Annotated in this window: 10 protein-coding genes; 8 read left to right on the plus strand and 2 right to left on the minus strand. The window is 56.0% G+C overall.

Annotated elements, in window-relative coordinates; all coding sequences use genetic code 11:
- The first annotated feature begins 210 nt into the window (after positions 1-210).
- Positions 211-3540, plus strand: a complete 3330-nt coding sequence (locus AC07UY_RS13550) for a diguanylate cyclase (protein ID WP_494701297.1) — start codon at positions 211-213, stop codon at positions 3538-3540.
- Here the strand turns inward: AC07UY_RS13550 and alkA are convergent.
- Positions 3508-4377, minus strand: coding sequence for a DNA-3-methyladenine glycosylase 2 (gene alkA / locus AC07UY_RS13555; RefSeq protein WP_494660243.1), 870 nt, complete (start codon positions 4375-4377; stop codon positions 3508-3510). The two genes, AC07UY_RS13550 and alkA, sit on opposite strands and share 33 nt — an antisense overlap.
- Positions 4378-4511: 134 nt before the next feature.
- Here alkA and yegD point away from each other — a divergent pair, with 134 nt between their 5' ends.
- Positions 4512-5864 carry a molecular chaperone gene (gene yegD / locus AC07UY_RS13560; protein WP_494701296.1) on the plus strand — a complete coding sequence of 451 codons (1353 nt, stop codon included), beginning with the start codon at positions 4512-4514 and terminating at the stop codon, positions 5862-5864.
- Between the two features lie 101 nt (positions 5865-5965).
- On the opposite strand, the gene AC07UY_RS13565 is transcribed toward yegD, so the two are convergent.
- Positions 5966-6025, minus strand: coding sequence for a type I toxin-antitoxin system Ibs family toxin (locus AC07UY_RS13565; RefSeq protein WP_122983156.1), 60 nt, complete (start codon positions 6023-6025; stop codon positions 5966-5968).
- Between the two features lie 277 nt (positions 6026-6302).
- Between AC07UY_RS13565 and AC07UY_RS13570 the strand changes: the two genes are divergently transcribed.
- The 6 genes from AC07UY_RS13570 to baeR are packed head-to-tail and all read left to right on the plus strand — an operon-like array spanning position 6303 to position 17288.
- Positions 6303-7550: an MdtA/MuxA family multidrug efflux RND transporter periplasmic adaptor subunit gene (locus AC07UY_RS13570; RefSeq protein WP_494660241.1), complete on the plus strand. Its 1248-nt coding sequence runs from the start codon at positions 6303-6305 to the stop codon at positions 7548-7550.
- The gene (locus tag AC07UY_RS13575; protein ID WP_494701295.1) at positions 7550-10672 is read left to right on the plus strand and encodes an MdtB/MuxB family multidrug efflux RND transporter permease subunit; all 3123 of its coding nucleotides are present in this window, start codon (positions 7550-7552) and stop codon (positions 10670-10672) included. The genes AC07UY_RS13570 and AC07UY_RS13575 overlap by 1 nt, the downstream gene beginning before the upstream one ends.
- Positions 10673-13750, plus strand: a complete 3078-nt coding sequence (gene mdtC / locus AC07UY_RS13580) for a multidrug efflux RND transporter permease subunit MdtC (protein ID WP_494701294.1) — start codon at positions 10673-10675, stop codon at positions 13748-13750. It abuts the gene before it with no gap.
- Positions 13751-13753: 3 nt separating this feature from the next.
- Positions 13754-15166: an MFS transporter gene (locus tag AC07UY_RS13585; protein ID WP_494660238.1), complete on the plus strand. Its 1413-nt coding sequence runs from the start codon at positions 13754-13756 to the stop codon at positions 15164-15166.
- Positions 15166-16569, plus strand: a complete 1404-nt coding sequence (baeS, locus tag AC07UY_RS13590; RefSeq protein WP_494701293.1) for an envelope stress sensor histidine kinase BaeS — start codon at positions 15166-15168, stop codon at positions 16567-16569. Before AC07UY_RS13585 ends, baeS begins: the two co-directional genes overlap by 1 nt.
- A complete protein-coding gene (baeR, locus tag AC07UY_RS13595) occupies positions 16566-17288 on the plus strand; it encodes an envelope stress response regulator BaeR (RefSeq protein WP_203360700.1) in 723 nt (240 codons plus the stop codon). Before baeS ends, baeR begins: the two co-directional genes overlap by 4 nt.
- The last annotated feature ends 26 nt before the right edge of the window (positions 17289-17314 follow it).

Genomic DNA, 17314 nt, shown 5'->3' on the forward strand with positions numbered 1-17314 from the left:
CCCCAATATTTCCCTTTCGCAAATTAAAATGGTCAACTTTAAAGCAGGCAGAAAGGTTATTTCCAATCGTAAGGAATTATTAACCTAATCGTGTCATTTTATGAGCAGTTGGCGTATAAATTGTAAATTGTTTGTACTAGCATAACCACAGACAAAAACTGACGCGTCCGGGTGTTCCGTGACGGTACGGGCTATTCGGATAACGCGGTAATGAGTAAACCATTCCAACATGTTTTAGTTACCCTACCCCATCCTCTACTGCGTCTTGTCAGTTTAGGCCTGGTGGCCTTTATCTTTACACTGTTTTCGCTCGAATTATCGCGTTTTGGTACACAGCTGGCGCCGTTGTGGTTTCCGACCTCGATTATGATGGTGGCGTTTTACCGTCACGCGGGGCGCATGTGGCCAGGTATTGCGCTCTCCTGCTCGCTCGGCAGTCTCGGCGCGGCGTTACTGCTTTTCCCTGACACCTCGCTGAACTTTACCTATACCGCCATTAACATTTTTGAAGCCGTCATCGGCGCAATATTGCTGCGTAAACTCCTGCCCTGGTATAACCCATTACAAAATTTGAGCGACTGGATCCGTCTGGCGATTGGCAGCGCGGTGGTTCCGCCTCTGATGGGCGGACTCCTTATCTGGCTGCTGGTGCCTGAAGGCACGCAGTTAAAAGCCTTTCTTATTTGGGTTCTTTCTGAATCTATCGGCGCGCTGGCGCTGGTTCCCCTGGGGTTGCTGTTTAAACCGCATTATTTGTTGCGCCACCGTGACCCGCGTTTATTGCTTGAGACGCTGCTGACGCTGGCCGTCACGCTGGTGCTGAGTTGGCTCTCAATGCAATATCTGCCGTGGCCGTTTACCAGCGTCATCGTGTTACTGATGTGGAGCGCGGTACGTCTGCCACGAGTGGAAGCCTTTTTAATCTTCCTCGCGACCGTGATGATGGTGTCATTAATGATGGCTGTCGACCCCTCGCTGCTCTCAACGCCCAAAACCCACATCATGGCGAACGTCCCCTGGCTGCCGTTTTTAATGATTCTGCTGCCCGCCAACGTGATGACCATGGTGATGTATGCGTTTCGGACTGAGCGTAAACACATTTCTGAAAGCGAGGCGCGCTTTCGCAACGCCATGGAATACTCCGCCATCGGCATGGCGCTGGTCGGTACCGAAGGCCAGTGGCTGCAAGCGAACAAGGCGTTGTGCCAGTTTCTTGGCTATAGCCAGGATGAGCTACGCGCGCTCACGTTCCAGCAACTGACCTGGCCGGAAGATCTCAATAACGATCTTGAACAGCTCAATATGCTGATTAGCGGCAATATCAACAGTTACTCGATGGAAAAACGCTACTACACCCGGGACGGAGAAGTCGTCTGGGCGCTGCTGACCGTCTCGCTGGTGCGCCATAGCGATGCCACTCCGCTCTACTTTATTGCGCAGATTGAAGATATCAACGACCTGAAGCAAACCGAATGGGTAAATAAACGCCTGATGGAGCGGATCACGCTGGCAAATGAAGCCGGCGGCATTGGCATCTGGGAGTGGGAACTGGAGCCTGACGTGTTCAGTTGGGATAAGCGCATGTTCGATCTCTACGAGCTCCCGCCGAATATCAAACCCTCGTGGCAAGTCTGGTATGACTGTGTGTTGCCAGAAGATCGCGATCACGCAGAACGAGTGATCCGGGACGCACTTACCGCCCGCCGCCCCTTCAAACTGGAGTTTCGTATTGCGGTAAAAGGCGGCATCCGCCATATCCGCTCGCTGGCAAACCGGGTATTAAATAAAGACGGCGAAGTGGAACGCTTACTCGGCATCAATATGGACATGACCGAAGTGAAGCAGTTGAACGAAGCGCTATACCAGGAGAAAGAGCGTCTGCACATTACGCTGGACTCCATCGGGGAAGCCGTGGTCTGTATTGATGTCGACATGAACGTCACCTTTATGAACCCGGTGGCGGAAAAGATGAGTGGCTGGCAGCAAAAAGACGCAATGGGGGTACCGCTACTGACCGTGCTGCGCATTACCTTTGGCGACAACGGTCCGTTAATGGAAAATATCTACAGCGCGGACATGTCCCGCTCCGCGATTGAGCAGGATGTGGTACTGCATTGCCGTACTGGCGGCAACTACGATATCCATTACAGCATTACCCCGCTCAGTACGCTGGACGGGGGCAATATTGGGTCAGTATTGGTTATCCAGGACGTCACTGAATCGCGTAAAATGCTGCGCCAGCTCAGTTACAGCGCATCCCATGACGCCCTGACCCACCTGGCTAACCGGGTCAGTTTCGAAAACCACCTGAAGCGTTTGCTGCAAACCGTTCACGACGCCCACCAACGCCATGCCCTAATCTTTATTGACCTTGACCGTTTCAAAGCTGTCAACGACAGCGCAGGCCATGCCGCCGGTGACGCGCTGTTGCGCGAGATCTCAGCGCTTATGCTCAGTATGATCCGCTCCAGCGACGTGCTGGCGCGGCTGGGCGGAGACGAGTTTGGGTTGTTACTGCCAGACTGTAATATCGAAAGCGCCCGTTTCATCGCAACGCGAATGATTAACGCTATCAACGATTATCACTTTATGTGGGAAGGACGCCTGCACCGGATTGGCGCCAGCGCCGGGATAACGCGGATTGACGAACGCAATTATCTGGCAACGGACGTCATGTCACAGGCTGACATCGCCTGTTACGCCTCCAAAAACAATGGCCGTGGTCGCGTCACCGTGTATGAACCTCAGCAAGAAGAGACTCACAAAGAACGGGGAATGATGTCGCTGGATGAGCAGTGGCATATGATTAAAGACCATCATTTGCTGATGATGGCACGGGGGGTGGCATCACCGAGGATCCCTGAAACATGCAGTTTCTGGTTGATTTCATTACGCCTGTGGACCCGTGAAGGCGACGTCGTGGAAGAGCAAGCCTTCCGCGCGGGATTGGTGGATCCGGCGCTCAATCATGCGCTTGACCGCCGTGTATTGCATGAGTTTTTCCACCATGCGGCCCCGTCGGTTGCCAGCAAGGGGCTGAGCGTCGCCCTCCCCCTCTCCGCCGCTGGGTTAATCAGCGCGACCCTGATCGATGAGTTGCTCACTCACCTTGAACTCAGCCCGCTTCCGGCACGTCTGCTGCACCTGGTGGTGCCAGCCGATGTCATGATCACACATCCCACAGAGACCGCTTCTGCCATTCAAAAACTGCGCCAGGCGGGATGCCGAATGATTTTCAGCCAGGTCGGTCGCGATCTGGAACTCTTCAGCCATCTGACCCCACACATGGCTGACTATCTGCTGCTTGAAAGCGAACTCGCCACCAGCCTGCACGGGAATTTGATGGACGAAATGCTGGTTTCAATCATCCAGGGCAATGCACAGCGACTGGGGATCAAAACGCTGGTCGGTCCGGTGCAAACGCCGGTTATCATGGATGCGCTTTCGGGCATCGGGGTTGACCTGATTTATGGCGATATCATTGCCGACGCTCAGCCGTTGGATCTGCTACTTAGCACCAGCTATTTCGCCATCAACTGACGGCTGCCAGCCTTCCGTATACCAGATATGCAACAACGCGTAGGAGCGCCAGGGCTTCCAGCGTTCGGCATAGCGCCGAATCTGCGCGGGCGTCATGCCGGGAAAGCGCTGTTTAATCAGATAATCGTCTGGCAAAAAAATGTCCTTTGCCTGCCAGCCGCGCAGCGCGAAGTAATTGGCAGTCCAGCGACCAATACCGGGAAACGTTTGCAGCGCTTTGACGCCTAGCTCAATGTCAGGGGGCGGCGTGACCGACAATGCGCCATTGAGCGTTGCCTGAGCCAGATGGATCAGCGCCTCACCGCGTTTGAGCGGCATCCCCAGGGCTTTAAGCTCAACCGGGTCCGCAGCGGCCAGCGTTTCAGGACCGGGGAAACAGACATATTCCTCGGCATCTTCCAGGGTCTCGCCATAGCGGCGAGCCACCTTCGCGGTCAGTTTAGCGGCCATCGCCACGCTGACCAGTTGCCCCAGAATCGCCCGCACGCCCTGTTCAAACGCATCAACAGCGCCCGGCAGACGTAACCCCGGGCGCGCAGCCCCCAGTTCGCCAAGCGCATCGCTCACCTGCAACGGATCACAGCGAAGATCGAAGAGCCGCTCGATTTTCGCCAGACATTCCGCTGCCACGGGCTGTAAACCAGGACTCAGGGTAACCTGCAACGAATGCATCTGCGGGTCTGGCACCACGGTCAGCAGTCCCCGATGCTCCCCGATAGCCAGACTTCGCACATAGGACGACACCCCCACGGTCTCCACACCATCAACCGCACGCGCGGCGAGAAAACCCAACATCCAGGACCAGTCATACGGCGGTTGCCAGCTCAGGGTATACATTGCGACTCCTTGAACGGTGAATCTTCAGCATAAACGGTTTATCCACGTTACGCCTTGCTTTCATATTCCAGTTGTCGGGGCGGCAACATTTCGTTAAAGTCACGCCCCTTCTTCACTGGCATGGGGATTTTTCAGTGTTTATTGGTTTTGATTACGGTACGGCGAACTGTTCAGTGGCCGTTATGCAGGACGGGCAACCACGCCTGCTCCGAATGGAAAATAACAGCACGTTGTTGCCTTCTATGCTGTGCGCTCCCACGCGCGAAGCGGTGAGTGAATGGTTGTACCGCCATCACGATGTTCCGGCAACGGATGCAGAAACGCAGGCGTTGTTGCGTCGCGCGATGCGCTACAACCGTGAAGAAGACATTGATGTCAACGCGGGTAGCGTACAGTTTGGACTCGCCTCTCTGGCCCAGTACATTGACGATCCCGAAGAGGTTTACTTCGTTAAATCACCCAAATCTTTCTTAGGCGCCAGCGGACTTAAGCCGCAGCAGGTTGCGTTGTTCGAGGATTTGGTGTGCGCCATGATGCTGCACATCCGTCTTCAGGCACAGAGTCAGTTACCCGAATCGATAAGCCAGGCGGTCATTGGTCGCCCGATCAACTTTCAGGGATTAGGCGGAGACGACGCCAATGCCCAGGCGCAAGGGATTCTGGAACGTGCGGCAAAACGCGCGGGGTTTCAGGAGGTGGTATTTCAGTATGAACCGGTTGCTGCAGGGCTGGATTATGAAGCCACGCTGACCGAAGAAAAACGGGTTCTGGTTGTCGACATCGGCGGCGGGACCACGGACTGCTCCTTACTGTTGATGGGACCCCAGTGGCATCAACGCGCTGACCGTGAAACCAGCCTGCTCGGACACAGTGGATGTCGCGTCGGCGGTAACGATCTTGATATCGCACTGGCGTTTAAAAACCTGATGCCACTGCTCGGCATGGGGGGCGAAACAGAAAAAGGCATCGCGCTGCCAATCCTGCCGTGGTGGAATGCCGTCGCGATAAACGATGTCCCTGCGCAAAGTGATTTTTACAGCACCGCCAACGGTCGCTTACTTAACGATCTGGTACGTGACGCGCGTGACACAGACAAAGTCGCGCTGCTGCTCAAAGTCTGGCGTCAACGTCTGAGCTATCGCCTGGTGCGCAGTGCGGAAGAGAGCAAAATAGCTCTTTCCGAACAGACCCATGTCACCACGTCGCTGCCTTTCATCAGTGACGAACTCGCGGCGGCAATCAGCCAGCAGGGGCTGGAAGCGGCGCTGAATCAACCGCTGGCAAGAATTCTGGAACAGGTTCAGCTGGCGCTGGATAACGCACAGGAAAAACCGGATGTGATTTACCTGACCGGCGGCAGCGCACGTTCACCGCTGCTCAGGAAAGCGCTGGCCGAACAGCTACCGGGAATTCCGATTGCCGGGGGCGATGATTTTGGTTCCGTGACCGCCGGTCTGGCGCGCTGGGCGGACGTGGTTTTTCGCTAATCACCTCGCAAGCTGAATAGCGTGTGGATTGACTTTATCGTTGCCAACGCTTAACGTCAGGAGTGAGGGTAAGGGAGAGGTTTCCCCCTCCCCCTGGTGTCTTAGTATGCTGGGTAGCTGATCACTAAGAGTATCACCAGTATGATGACTAACCTCATCATAACCCTTTCCTTATTTAAGGCCCCTTCCTCGGGAGGGGCTTTCCCGTTTCAGCGTCCTGCTGAAATGAGTGGCTTACCTCCTTCGCCGTGTCGTCACTTTAACGTAATACCCAGCGCCCTCTCTTTTTGTCGATAATTGTTGCGTAACGCCTCGCAAAGCCCGTCGCCATTCAGACGAATCCAGACAGTGTTTCATAATTCCTCCATTATTCTCCCTTGTTCGCTGGCTAAACTAGTATCATTCCGCGAAACGTTTCAGGATGAGAAACTTATAACGATGAAAGGCAGTAACAAATCCCGCTGGGTGCTCGCTATTGTGGTCGCTGCGGCGGCCATTTCCGCAGTCTGGTTCTGGCATAATCGTGGTGAAACACAGGGAACAACGCCAGGCGCAACCGCGCATGCACAACACCCCGCCGGGCAAGGTCGACGCGGTATGCGCTCCGGCCCGTTAGCGCCGGTGCAGGCGGCGACTGCCGTAGAACAAGCAGTGCCGCGCTATCTGACCGGGCTGGGAACCGTGACGGCGGCCAATACGGTGACGGTGCGCAGCCGCGTGGACGGTCAACTGATGGCGCTGCACTTTCAGGAAGGACAACAGGTCAAAGCAGGCGATCTGTTGGCGGAGATTGATCCCAGCCAGTTCAGGGTCGCGTTAGCGCAGGCCCAGGGACAATTAGCCAAAGACAACGCCACACTGGCGAATGCCCGCCGTGATTTAGCCCGCTTTCAACAGCTGGCGAAAACCAATCTCGTTTCTCGTCAGGAGCTGGACGCCCAGCAGGCGCTGGTCAGCGAAACCCAGGGCACGATTAAAGCTGATGAGGCCAGCGTCGCCAGCGCGCAGCTCCAGCTTGACTGGAGCCGCATTACCGCACCGGTTGACGGTCGCGTCGGTTTGAAACAGGTGGATATCGGTAATCAGATCGCCAGTAGCGACACCACCGGGATCGTCGTTATCACTCAGACACACCCTATCGATCTCATTTTTACTCTGCCGGAAAGCGATATCGCCACGGTGATACAGGCACAAAAAGCGGGGAAAACCGTCACGGTTGAGGCCTGGGATCGCACCAACGCGCAAAAGCTGAGCGAAGGGGTATTGCTGAGCCTGGACAACCAGATTGATGCCACTACCGGCACCATTAAGATCAAAGCGCGCTTTAATAATCAGGATGATACGTTGTTCCCAAATCAGTTCGTCAATGCGCGAATGCTGGTTGATACCGAGCACAATGCCGTTGTAATTCCGACTGCCGCCGTACAAATGGGTAACGAAGGCCATTTTGTCTGGGTATTGAATGACGAAAACAGGGTCAGCAAACATCAGGTGAAACCCGGTATTCAGGACAGCCAGAAAGTGGTGATTAGCGCCGGATTATCCGTTGGTGATCGTGTCGTCACCGACGGTATTGACCGTCTGACGGAAGGGGCGAAAGTTGAAGTGGTGGAGGCGCAATCCGCAACCCCAACTGACGGTAAAGCCACTACGCGAGAATATGGCAAAAAAGGAGCGAACTCCTGATGCAGGTGTTACCACCAGGCAGAACGGGCGGCCCTTCCCGCCTGTTTATTCTGCGCCCTGTTGCCACAACGCTATTGATGGTGGCAATTCTGTTGGCCGGGATTATCGGCTATCGGTTCCTGCCCGTTGCCGCATTGCCCGAAGTGGACTATCCGACGATTCAGGTGGTGACGCTCTATCCTGGCGCCAGCCCCGATGTGATGACCTCCGCCGTCACCGCCCCGCTTGAGCGCCAGTTTGGACAAATGTCAGGTCTGAAACAGATGTCGTCGCAGAGCTCAGGCGGCGCATCGGTGGTGACGCTACAGTTCCAGCTTTCACTGCCGTTGGATGTCGCCGAGCAGGAAGTGCAGGCCGCCATTAATGCCGCCACCAATCTGCTACCGGACGATCTCCCGAACCCACCGGTTTACAGCAAAGTTAACCCGGCTGATCCGCCCATTATGACGCTCGCCGTCACCTCTGGTGCCCTTCCGATGACGCAGGTAGAAGATATGGTCGAAACACGGGTGGCGCAAAAAATTTCGCAGGTTTCCGGCGTCGGCTTAGTGACGCTTTCGGGGGGACAACGCCCGGCAGTACGCGTGAAGCTGAATGCGCAGGCCATCGCTGCGTTGGGTCTTACCAGCGAAACCATCCGTACCGCTATCACCGGCGCGAACGTCAATTCAGCAAAAGGCAGCCTCGACGGTCCCACGCGCGCGGTCACGCTCTCCGCCAACGATCAGATGCAGTCCGTGGATGAATATCGCCAGTTGATCGTGGCATATCAAAACGGCGCGCCTGTTCGCCTGGGCGATGTCGCCACCGTTGAACAAGGTGCAGAAAACCGTTGGCTAGGTGCCTGGGCCAATAAAGAACAAGCCATCGTGATGAATGTGCAGCGCCAGCCCGGCGCGAATATTATCTCTACCGCAGACAGTATTCGCCAGATGTTGCCGCAACTGACCGACAGTTTGCCGAAATCGGTCAAGGTGACGGTACTTTCCGATCGCACCACCAATATTCGCGCCTCGGTGACAGACACCCAGTTCGAACTGATGCTGGCTATTGCGCTGGTCGTGATGATTATCTACCTGTTCTTGCGCAATATTCCCGCCACGATAATTCCCGGCGTCGCCGTACCGCTGTCGCTGATCGGCACCTTTGCCGTGATGGTATTTCTCGATTTCTCCATCAATAACCTGACGTTGATGGCGCTCACCATCGCCACCGGTTTTGTGGTGGATGACGCCATTGTGGTCATTGAAAACATTTCGCGTTATATCGAAAAAGGCGAGAAACCGCTGGCGGCCGCGCTCAAAGGGGCGGGCGAGATCGGCTTTACCATTATCTCGTTAACATTCTCATTGATTGCGGTGCTTATCCCGCTGCTGTTTATGGGCGATATTGTCGGACGACTGTTTCGCGAATTTGCCGTGACGCTGGCGGTTGCCATTCTGATTTCTGCCGTGGTGTCACTGACGCTGACCCCAATGATGTGCGCCCGGATGCTGAGTCAGGAATCACTGCGCAAGCAAAACCGTTTCTCCCGCGCCTCGGAAAGAATGTTTGAACGCATTATCGCCGGTTATGGTCATCTGTTGGCGAAAGTGCTCAATCATCCCTGGCTGACACTCAGCGTCGCGCTGGGCACGCTGCTCCTGAGCGTGATGCTGTGGATATTTATTCCGAAAGGTTTCTTTCCAATCCAGGATAACGGCATTATTCAGGGAACGCTGCAGGCGCCGCAATCCAGCTCGTTCGCCAACATGGCGCAGCGTCAGCGTCAGGTCTCCGACCTTATTCTCAAAGACCCTGCCGTCGAAAGCCTGACCGCGTTTGTCGGCGTGGATGGCACTAATCCGGCACTGAACAGCGCCCGATTGCAAATCAACCTGAAGCCCCTTGATGAGCGCGACGATCGCGTTTCGCAGGTGATTTCGCGCCTGCAGCAAGCGGTAGACACCGTGCCGGGCGTGGATCTCTATCTTCAGCCGACGCAGGATCTCACCATCGATACCCAGGTGAGCCGCACGCAGTATCAGTTCACGCTGCAGGCGACATCGCTGGATGCGCTAAGTACCTGGGTGCCGCAACTGGTGGAGAAACTGCAGCAGTTGCCGCAGCTTTCTGACGTGAGCAGCGACTGGCAGGACAAAGGTCTGGTGGCGTATGTCAATGTCGATCGCGACAGCGCCAGCCGGTTGGGGATCAGCATGGCTGATGTCGATAACGCCCTGTATAACGCGTTCGGCCAGCGGCTGATTTCGACGATTTATACCCAGGCAAACCAGTATCGCGTGGTCCTTGAACACAACACGGAAAACACGCCGGGGCTGGCGGCATTAGATTCCGTGCGCCTCACCGGTCGCGATGGCGGCATAGTGCCGCTCAGCGCTATCGCCAGCATCGGCCAGCGTTTTGCCCCGCTTTCCATTAACCACCTCGATCAGTTCCCGGTCACGACTATCTCCTTTAACGTACCGGAGGACTACGCGCTCGGCGATGCGGTACAGGCGATTCTGGACACCGAAAAAACGCTCAATCTACCTGCGGATATCACGACCCAGTTCCAGGGTAGCACCCTCGCCTTCCAGGCCGCTCTCGGCAACACCGTCTGGCTTATCGTGGCGGCGGTGGTGGCGATGTACATCGTGCTCGGCGTGCTGTACGAAAGCTTTATTCACCCCATCACCATTCTCTCCACGTTGCCAACGGCAGGCGTCGGCGCGCTACTGGCCTTGATGATTGCAGGCAGTGAACTGGATGTTATCGCCATCATCGGCATCATTCTGTTGATTGGTATCGTCAAGAAAAATGCCATCATGATGATCGACTTTGCCCTTGCCGCTGAGCGCGAACAGGGCATGGCGCCGCAGGAAGCCATCTTCCAGGCCTGTTTGCTGCGTTTTCGCCCGATCCTGATGACGACCCTGGCAGCATTACTGGGGGCATTACCGTTGATGCTAAGTACCGGCGTAGGGGCCGAATTGCGCCGTCCGTTGGGCATTGGCATGGTCGGCGGTCTGCTGGTCAGCCAGGTATTGACGCTGTTCACCACACCGGTCATTTATCTGCTGTTTGACCGCTTATCGCTGTCGATGAAAAACCGCTTTTCGCGCCGGGAAGAGGAAGCGTAAATGAAATTTTTCGCCCTTTTCATTTATCGTCCGATCGCCACCATTTTGATCGCTCTCGCGATTACCCTGTGCGGCGTGCTGGGCTTCCGGCTGTTGCCGGTCGCGCCGTTACCGCAGGTAGATTTCCCGGTGATCATGATCAGCGCCTCGTTGCCGGGCGCTTCACCGGAGACAATGGCCTCTTCGGTCGCCACGCCGCTGGAACGCGCGCTGGGGCGCATTGCCGGCATCACTGAAATGACCTCCAGTAGCTCACTGGGCAGCACGCGCATTATTCTTGAGTTTAATTTCGACCGCGATATCAACGGTGCCGCGCGTGACGTGCAGGCGGCGATCAACGCCGCACAAAGTTTGCTCCCCAGCGGAATGCCCAGCCGCCCGACCTACCGGAAGGCCAATCCGTCTGATGCGCCGGTCATGATCCTGACACTGACATCGGATACCTGGACTCAGGGCGAGCTGTATGACTTTGCCTCAACGCAGCTTGCCCAGACCATCGCCCAAATCGACGGCGTGGGCGATGTGGACGTCGGCGGCAGTTCGTTACCCGCCGTGCGCGTTGGGCTGAATCCACAGGCGCTGTTTAACCAGGGCGTTTCGCTGGACGATGTACGTACCGCCATCAGCGATGCCAATGTGCGAAAACCCCAGGGCGCGCTCGAAGATCAGCGCCAGCGCTGGCAGATACAGACCAATGATGAACTGAAAACCGCTGCGGAATACCAGCCGCTGATCATTCATTACAACAACGGCGCAGCCGTACGCCTGGGCGATGTCGCCACGGTCAGCGACTCGGTACAGGATGTGCGTAATGCCGGGATGACCAACGCGAAACCGGCGATCTTGTTGATGATCCGCAAACTGCCGGAAGCCAACATCATTCAGACGGTGGACGGTATTCGGGCGAAGATCCCTGACCTGCAAACGCTGATCCCAGCCTCCATTGATTTACAAATCGCCCAGGATCGCTCTCCGACGATTCGGGCCTCGCTGGAAGAGGTAGAACAGACGCTTATCATTTCCGTCGCCCTGGTGGTGCTGGTAGTGTTTTTGTTCCTGCGTTCCGGACGGGCAACCTTGATCCCTGCCGTCGCCGTGCCGGTTTCGCTGATTGGTACTTTCGCCGCCATGTATTTGTGCGGCTTTAGCCTGAATAACCTGTCGCTGATGGCGTTAACTATTGCGACCGGTTTTGTCGTCGATGACGCCATCGTGGTGCTGGAAAACATCTCCCGTCATCTTGAAGCGGGAATGAAACCCTTACAGGCGGCGCTACAGGGAACGCGGGAAGTGGGCTTCACCGTGCTCTCGATGAGCCTTTCGCTGGTGGCGGTATTCCTGCCGTTGCTGCTGATGGGGGGATTACCCGGCAGGCTGCTGCGCGAATTTGCCGTTACGTTGTCGGTGGCTATCGGGATTTCACTGCTCGTCTCGCTGACCTTAACCCCGATGATGTGTGGCTGGATGCTCAAATCCGGCAAGCCGCGCGAGCAGACGCGCAAGCGGGGTTTTGGACGTCTGCTGGTCGCGTTGCAACAAGGTTACGGCAACTCACTGAAATGGGTGTTAAAACATACCCGTCTGGTGGGCGTTGTCCTGCTTGGCACCATCGCGCTGAATATCTGGCTCTATGTTTCGATCCCCAAAACCTTCTTCCCTGAGCAGGATACCGGGGTGTTGATGGGCGGCATTCAGGCCGATCAGAGCATTTCGTTCCAGGCGATGCGCGGTAAGCTCGAAGACTTTATGAAAATCATCCGTGATGATCCGGCGGTGAATAACGTCACCGGGTTTACCGGCGGTTCGAGGGTCAACAGCGGCATGATGTTTATCACCCTGAAGTCACGCGATGAGCGGCACGAAACCGCTCAGCAGGTCATCGACAGGCTGCGGGTAAAGCTGGCAAAAGAGCCCGGCGCCAATCTGTTTCTGATGGCGGTGCAGGATATCCGCGTCGGTGGACGCCAGGCCAACGCCAGCTATCAGTACACGCTGCTGTCAGATGACCTTGCGGCGCTACGCGAATGGGAGCCCAAAATTCGCAAATCGCTCTCCTCACTTTCGCAACTGGCCGATGTTAACTCCGACCAACAGGACAACGGCGCGGAGATGGATCTGATATACGATCGCGACACCCTGTCACGGTTGGGTATCGACGTTCAGGCGGCGAACAGTTTACTGAACAATGCCTTTGGTCAGCGGCAGATTTCGACCATTTATCAGCCGATGAACCAGTACAAAGTGGTGATGGAAGTGGATCCGCGTTATACCCAGGACATCAGCGCGCTGGATAAAATGTTCGTGATTAACAATGACGGGAAAGCCATTCCGCTCTCGAGCTTTGCGAAATGGCAGCCCGCTAACGCGCCGTTGTCGGTAAACCATCAGGGCTTATCTGCCGCCTCGACCATCGCCTTTAACCTGCCGACCGGAACATCGCTTTCCCAGGCAACCGACGCGATCAACCGCGCCATGACACAGCTTGGGGTGCCCTCCACGGTTCGCGGGAGTTTTGCCGGTACCGCGCAGGTGTTCCAGGACACCATGAACGCCCAGGTGATTCTGATTCTGGCGGCGATCGCCACGGTCTACATCGTGTTGGGGATGTTATACGAAAGCTATGTTCACCCGCTGACCATCCTCTCCACGCTCCCCTCTGCTGGCGTCGGCGCGCTACTGGCGCTGGAGCTTTTTGATGCCCCGTTCAGCCTAATTGCCCTGATAGGGATCATGCTATTAATTGGCATTGTGAAAAAAAACGCCATCATGATGGTCGATTTTGCGCTGGAGGCGCAGAGAACAGGCAATCTGACGCCGGAACAGGCGATATTTCAGGCCTGTTTACTGCGTTTTCGCCCCATCATGATGACCACGCTGGCAGCATTGTTTGGCGCGCTGCCGCTGGTGTTATCAAGCGGAGACGGCTCAGAGTTACGCCAGCCTCTGGGGATTACCATTGTCGGAGGGCTGGTCATGAGCCAACTCCTGACGCTCTATACCACCCCGGTGGTGTATCTCTTTTTTGACCGTCTGCGGCTACGTTTTTCACGTAAAAACAGCAAAACCGTCCCGGTATAGAAAATGACAGAACTTCCCGACAGCACCCGCTGGCAACTTTGGATTGTGGCATTCGGCTTCTTTATGCAGTCGCTGGATACCACGATTGTGAACACCGCGCTGCCCTCGATGGCGAAAAGCCTTGGGGAAAGCCCGCTGCATATGCACATGGTTATCGTGTCGTATGTGCTGACCGTGGCCGTGATGCTCCCCGCCAGCGGGTGGCTGGCGGACAAAATCGGCGTGCGTAACATTTTCTTTTCCGCCATCATCCTGTTTACGCTGGGATCGCTGTTCTGCGCAGGTTCCAACACGCTCAATGAACTGGTGATGGCGCGCGTGCTACAAGGTATTGGCGGTGCAATGATGGTGCCCGTCGGCAGGCTAACAGTGATGAAAATCGTCCCACGCGAACAGTATATGGCGGCAATGACATTCGTGACGTTGCCCGGTCAGGTTGGTCCGCTGCTCGGCCCGGCATTAGGGGGAATTCTGGTGGAGTACGCCTCCTGGCACTGGATTTTCCTGATCAACATTCCCGTTGGGATCGTCGGGGCTATCGCCACATTGCTGCTGATGCCAAACTACACGATGCAAACGCGGCGTTTTGATCTGTCCGGATTTCTTCTGCTGGCGGTCGGCATGGCGGTCCTCACGCTGGCGCTTGATGGCGGCAAAGGGTCAGGGATCTCTCACGCTGCGCTGGCGGTACTCATCGCCAGCGGCTGCGTTGCAATCCTGCTGTATCTCCGGCATGCGAAGAACAATGCGCGCGCCCTGTTTAGCCTGGACTTGTTCCGTACTCACACCTTTTCGCTCGGTCTGCTTGGCAGTTTCACCGGACGCATCGGCAGTGGCATGCTCCCCTTCATGACCCCGGTATTTTTGCAGATTGGCCTGGGCTTCTCGCCCTTCCATGCCGGATTGATGATGATCCCAATGGTGCTGGGCAGTATGGGGATGAAACGGGTAGTGGTGCAGGTGGTCAACCGGTTTGGCTATCGCCGGGTACTGGTCGCCACCACCCTCGGCCTGGCGCTGGTCAGTCTGCTGCTTATGGTCACGGCGCTGCTGGGCTGGTATTACCTCCTGCCTTTTGTACTGTTCCTGCTGGGGATGGTGAACTCAACCCGTTTCTCCTCGATGAACACCCTGACGCTGAAGGACCTTCCGGACGACCTAGCCAGCAGCGGCAACAGTTTGCTGTCGATGATCATGCAGTTGTCGATGAGTATTGGCGTGACCGTTGCCGGATTATTGCTGGGGATGTTTGGTCAACAACACCTCACCGCTGGGGCAGGCGCAACGCAAACCGTCTTTATGTACAGCTGGCTTTGTATGGCGTTCATCATTGCACTCCCGGCGATCATTTTTTCCCGGGTCCCTAACGACACACACAAAAACACGGTCATTTCGCGGCGAAAAAGGAGCCTGTAATGAAATTCTGGCGACCCGGTATCACCGGCAAACTGTTCCTGGCTATTTTTGCCACCTGCATTGTTTTGCTCATCACCATGCACTGGGCCGTACGCATTAGCTTCGAGCGCGGATTCATTGACTACATCAAACAGGGCAACGAGCAGCGTTTGCAACTGCTGAGCGACGCGTTGGGCGAGCAGTACCAGCTACATGGCAACTGGCGTTTTTTACGCAACAACGATCGTTTTGTATTCCAGATCCTGCGTTCTTTAGAACATGATAAGGACGATGACAAACCCGGCCAGGGGATGCCGCCGCACGGCTGGCGCACCCAGTTTTGGGTCGTCGACCAAAATGCCCGCGTCCTGGTGGGCCCCAGAGCCCCTGTTCCCCCCGACGGCACGCGGCGGGCCATCCTCGCGAATGGCATGGAAGTCGGCGCAGTCATCGCCTCTCCTGTCGAACGCTTAACGCGCAATACCGACATTAATTTTGATAAACAACAGCGGAGAACCAGTTGGCTGATTGTGGCGTTATCCACGCTGCTGGCCGCGCTGGCGACCTTTTCACTGGCCCGTGGACTGCTGGCGCCCGTAAAACGCCTGGTGGAAGGTACACACAAGCTGGCTGCCGGTGATTTCACCACCCGCGTCGCCTCCACCAGCACAGATGAACTGGGCAAACTGGCGCAGGACTTTAACCAGCTCGCCAGTACGCTGGAAAAAAATCAGCAAATGCGCCGCGATTTTATGGCTGACATCTCGCACGAACTGCGCACGCCGTTGGCCGTTCTGCGCGGTGAACTGGAGGCGATTCAGGATGGTGTGCGGCAATTCACGCCGGAGTCAGTGGCCTCGCTACAGGCCGAAGTCGGCACATTGACCAAGCTGGTAAACGACCTGCATCAGTTGTCGATGTCTGATGAGGGGGCGCTGGCGTACCAGAAAACCTCGGTCGATCTTATTCCTCTTCTGGAAGTCGCCGGCGGTGCGTTTCGCGAGCGTTTCGCCAGCCGGGGGCTGACGTTACAACTTTCGTTGCCCGACAGCGTCTACGTGTTTGGTGACCGGGATCGCCTGATGCAGTTGTTCAATAATCTGCTGGAAAACAGTCTGCGTTACACCGATAGCGGTGGCGGTCTGCATATTTCCGCAGAACAACGCGACAAATCGTTGCTGTTGACCTTCGCTGATTCCGCGCCCGGCGTCAGCGGCGAACAGCTACAGAAACTGTTTGAACGTTTTTACCGAACGGAAGGCTCCCGCAACCGCGCCAGTGGCGGCTCCGGGCTGGGGCTGGCGATTTGCGTCAACATTGTGCAGGCACATAATGGCCACATCCGCGCAGCCCATTCGCCTTTTGGCGGGGTTAGCATTACAGTAGAGTTACCGCTGGAACGCGATTTACAGAGAGATGTATGACAGAGTTACCCATTGATGAAAACACACCACGTATTTTGATTGTGGAAGATGAACCCAAACTGGGACAACTGCTTATCGACTATCTGCGCGCCGCGAGTTATGCGCCGACCCTGATCGGTCACGGCGATCAGGTGCTGCCTTACGTGCGTCAAACACCGCCCGATCTGATCCTGCTGGATCTTATGCTACCCGGCACCGACGGTTTAACCCTGTGTCGGGAAATTCGCCGTTTTTCTGAAATCCCGATCGTCATGGTGACGGCCAAAATTGAAGAGATAGACAGATTGCTGGGGCTGGAAATAGGCGCCGATGATTACATCTGCAAACCGTACAGCCCGCGAGAAGTGGTCGCCCGTGTCAAAACCATTCTTCGCCGTTGTCGCCCCCACAAAGAACTGCAACAACTGGACGCCGACAGCCCGCTGATTGTCGATGAAGGCCGCTTTCAGGCCTCCTGGTGCGGTAAGATGCTCGATTTAACGCCTGCCGAATTCCGCTTATTGAAAACCCTTTCGCACGAGCCAGGTAAGGTCTTTTCTCGCGAGCAACTGCTCAATCACCTCTACGATGATTATCGTGTGGTGACCGATCGCACCATCGACAGCCACATTAAAAATTTGCGCCGTAAGCTGGAATCCCTGGACGCCGAGCAGTCATTTATTCGTGCCGTCTATGGTGTTGGGTATCGCTGGGAAGCCGATGCCTGTCGGATTGTTTAACGTCATTCAAAAGGACCAAGGGATTG

The organism is Citrobacter sp. GW821-FHT02E08 (assembly GCF_059421685.1).

Bases quoted from the DNA above. Each gene is read 5' to 3' on its own strand.
- mdtC (WP_494701294.1), top strand. From the start codon at position 10,673: ATGAAATTTTTCGCCCTTTTCATTTATCGTCCGATCGCCACCATTTTG.
- AC07UY_RS13575 (WP_494701295.1), top strand. From the start codon at position 7,550: ATGCAGGTGTTACCACCAGGCAGAACGGGCGGCCCTTCCCGCCTGTTT.
- AC07UY_RS13585 (WP_494660238.1), top strand. From the start codon at position 13,754: ATGACAGAACTTCCCGACAGCACCCGCTGGCAACTTTGGATTGTGGCA.
- AC07UY_RS13550 (WP_494701297.1), top strand. From the start codon at position 211: ATGAGTAAACCATTCCAACATGTTTTAGTTACCCTACCCCATCCTCTA.
- baeR (WP_203360700.1), top strand. From the start codon at position 16,566: ATGACAGAGTTACCCATTGATGAAAACACACCACGTATTTTGATTGTG.
- baeS (WP_494701293.1), top strand. From the start codon at position 15,166: ATGAAATTCTGGCGACCCGGTATCACCGGCAAACTGTTCCTGGCTATT.
- AC07UY_RS13570 (WP_494660241.1), top strand. From the start codon at position 6,303: ATGAAAGGCAGTAACAAATCCCGCTGGGTGCTCGCTATTGTGGTCGCT.
- alkA (WP_494660243.1), bottom strand. From the start codon at position 4,377: ATGTATACCCTGAGCTGGCAACCGCCGTATGACTGGTCCTGGATGTTG.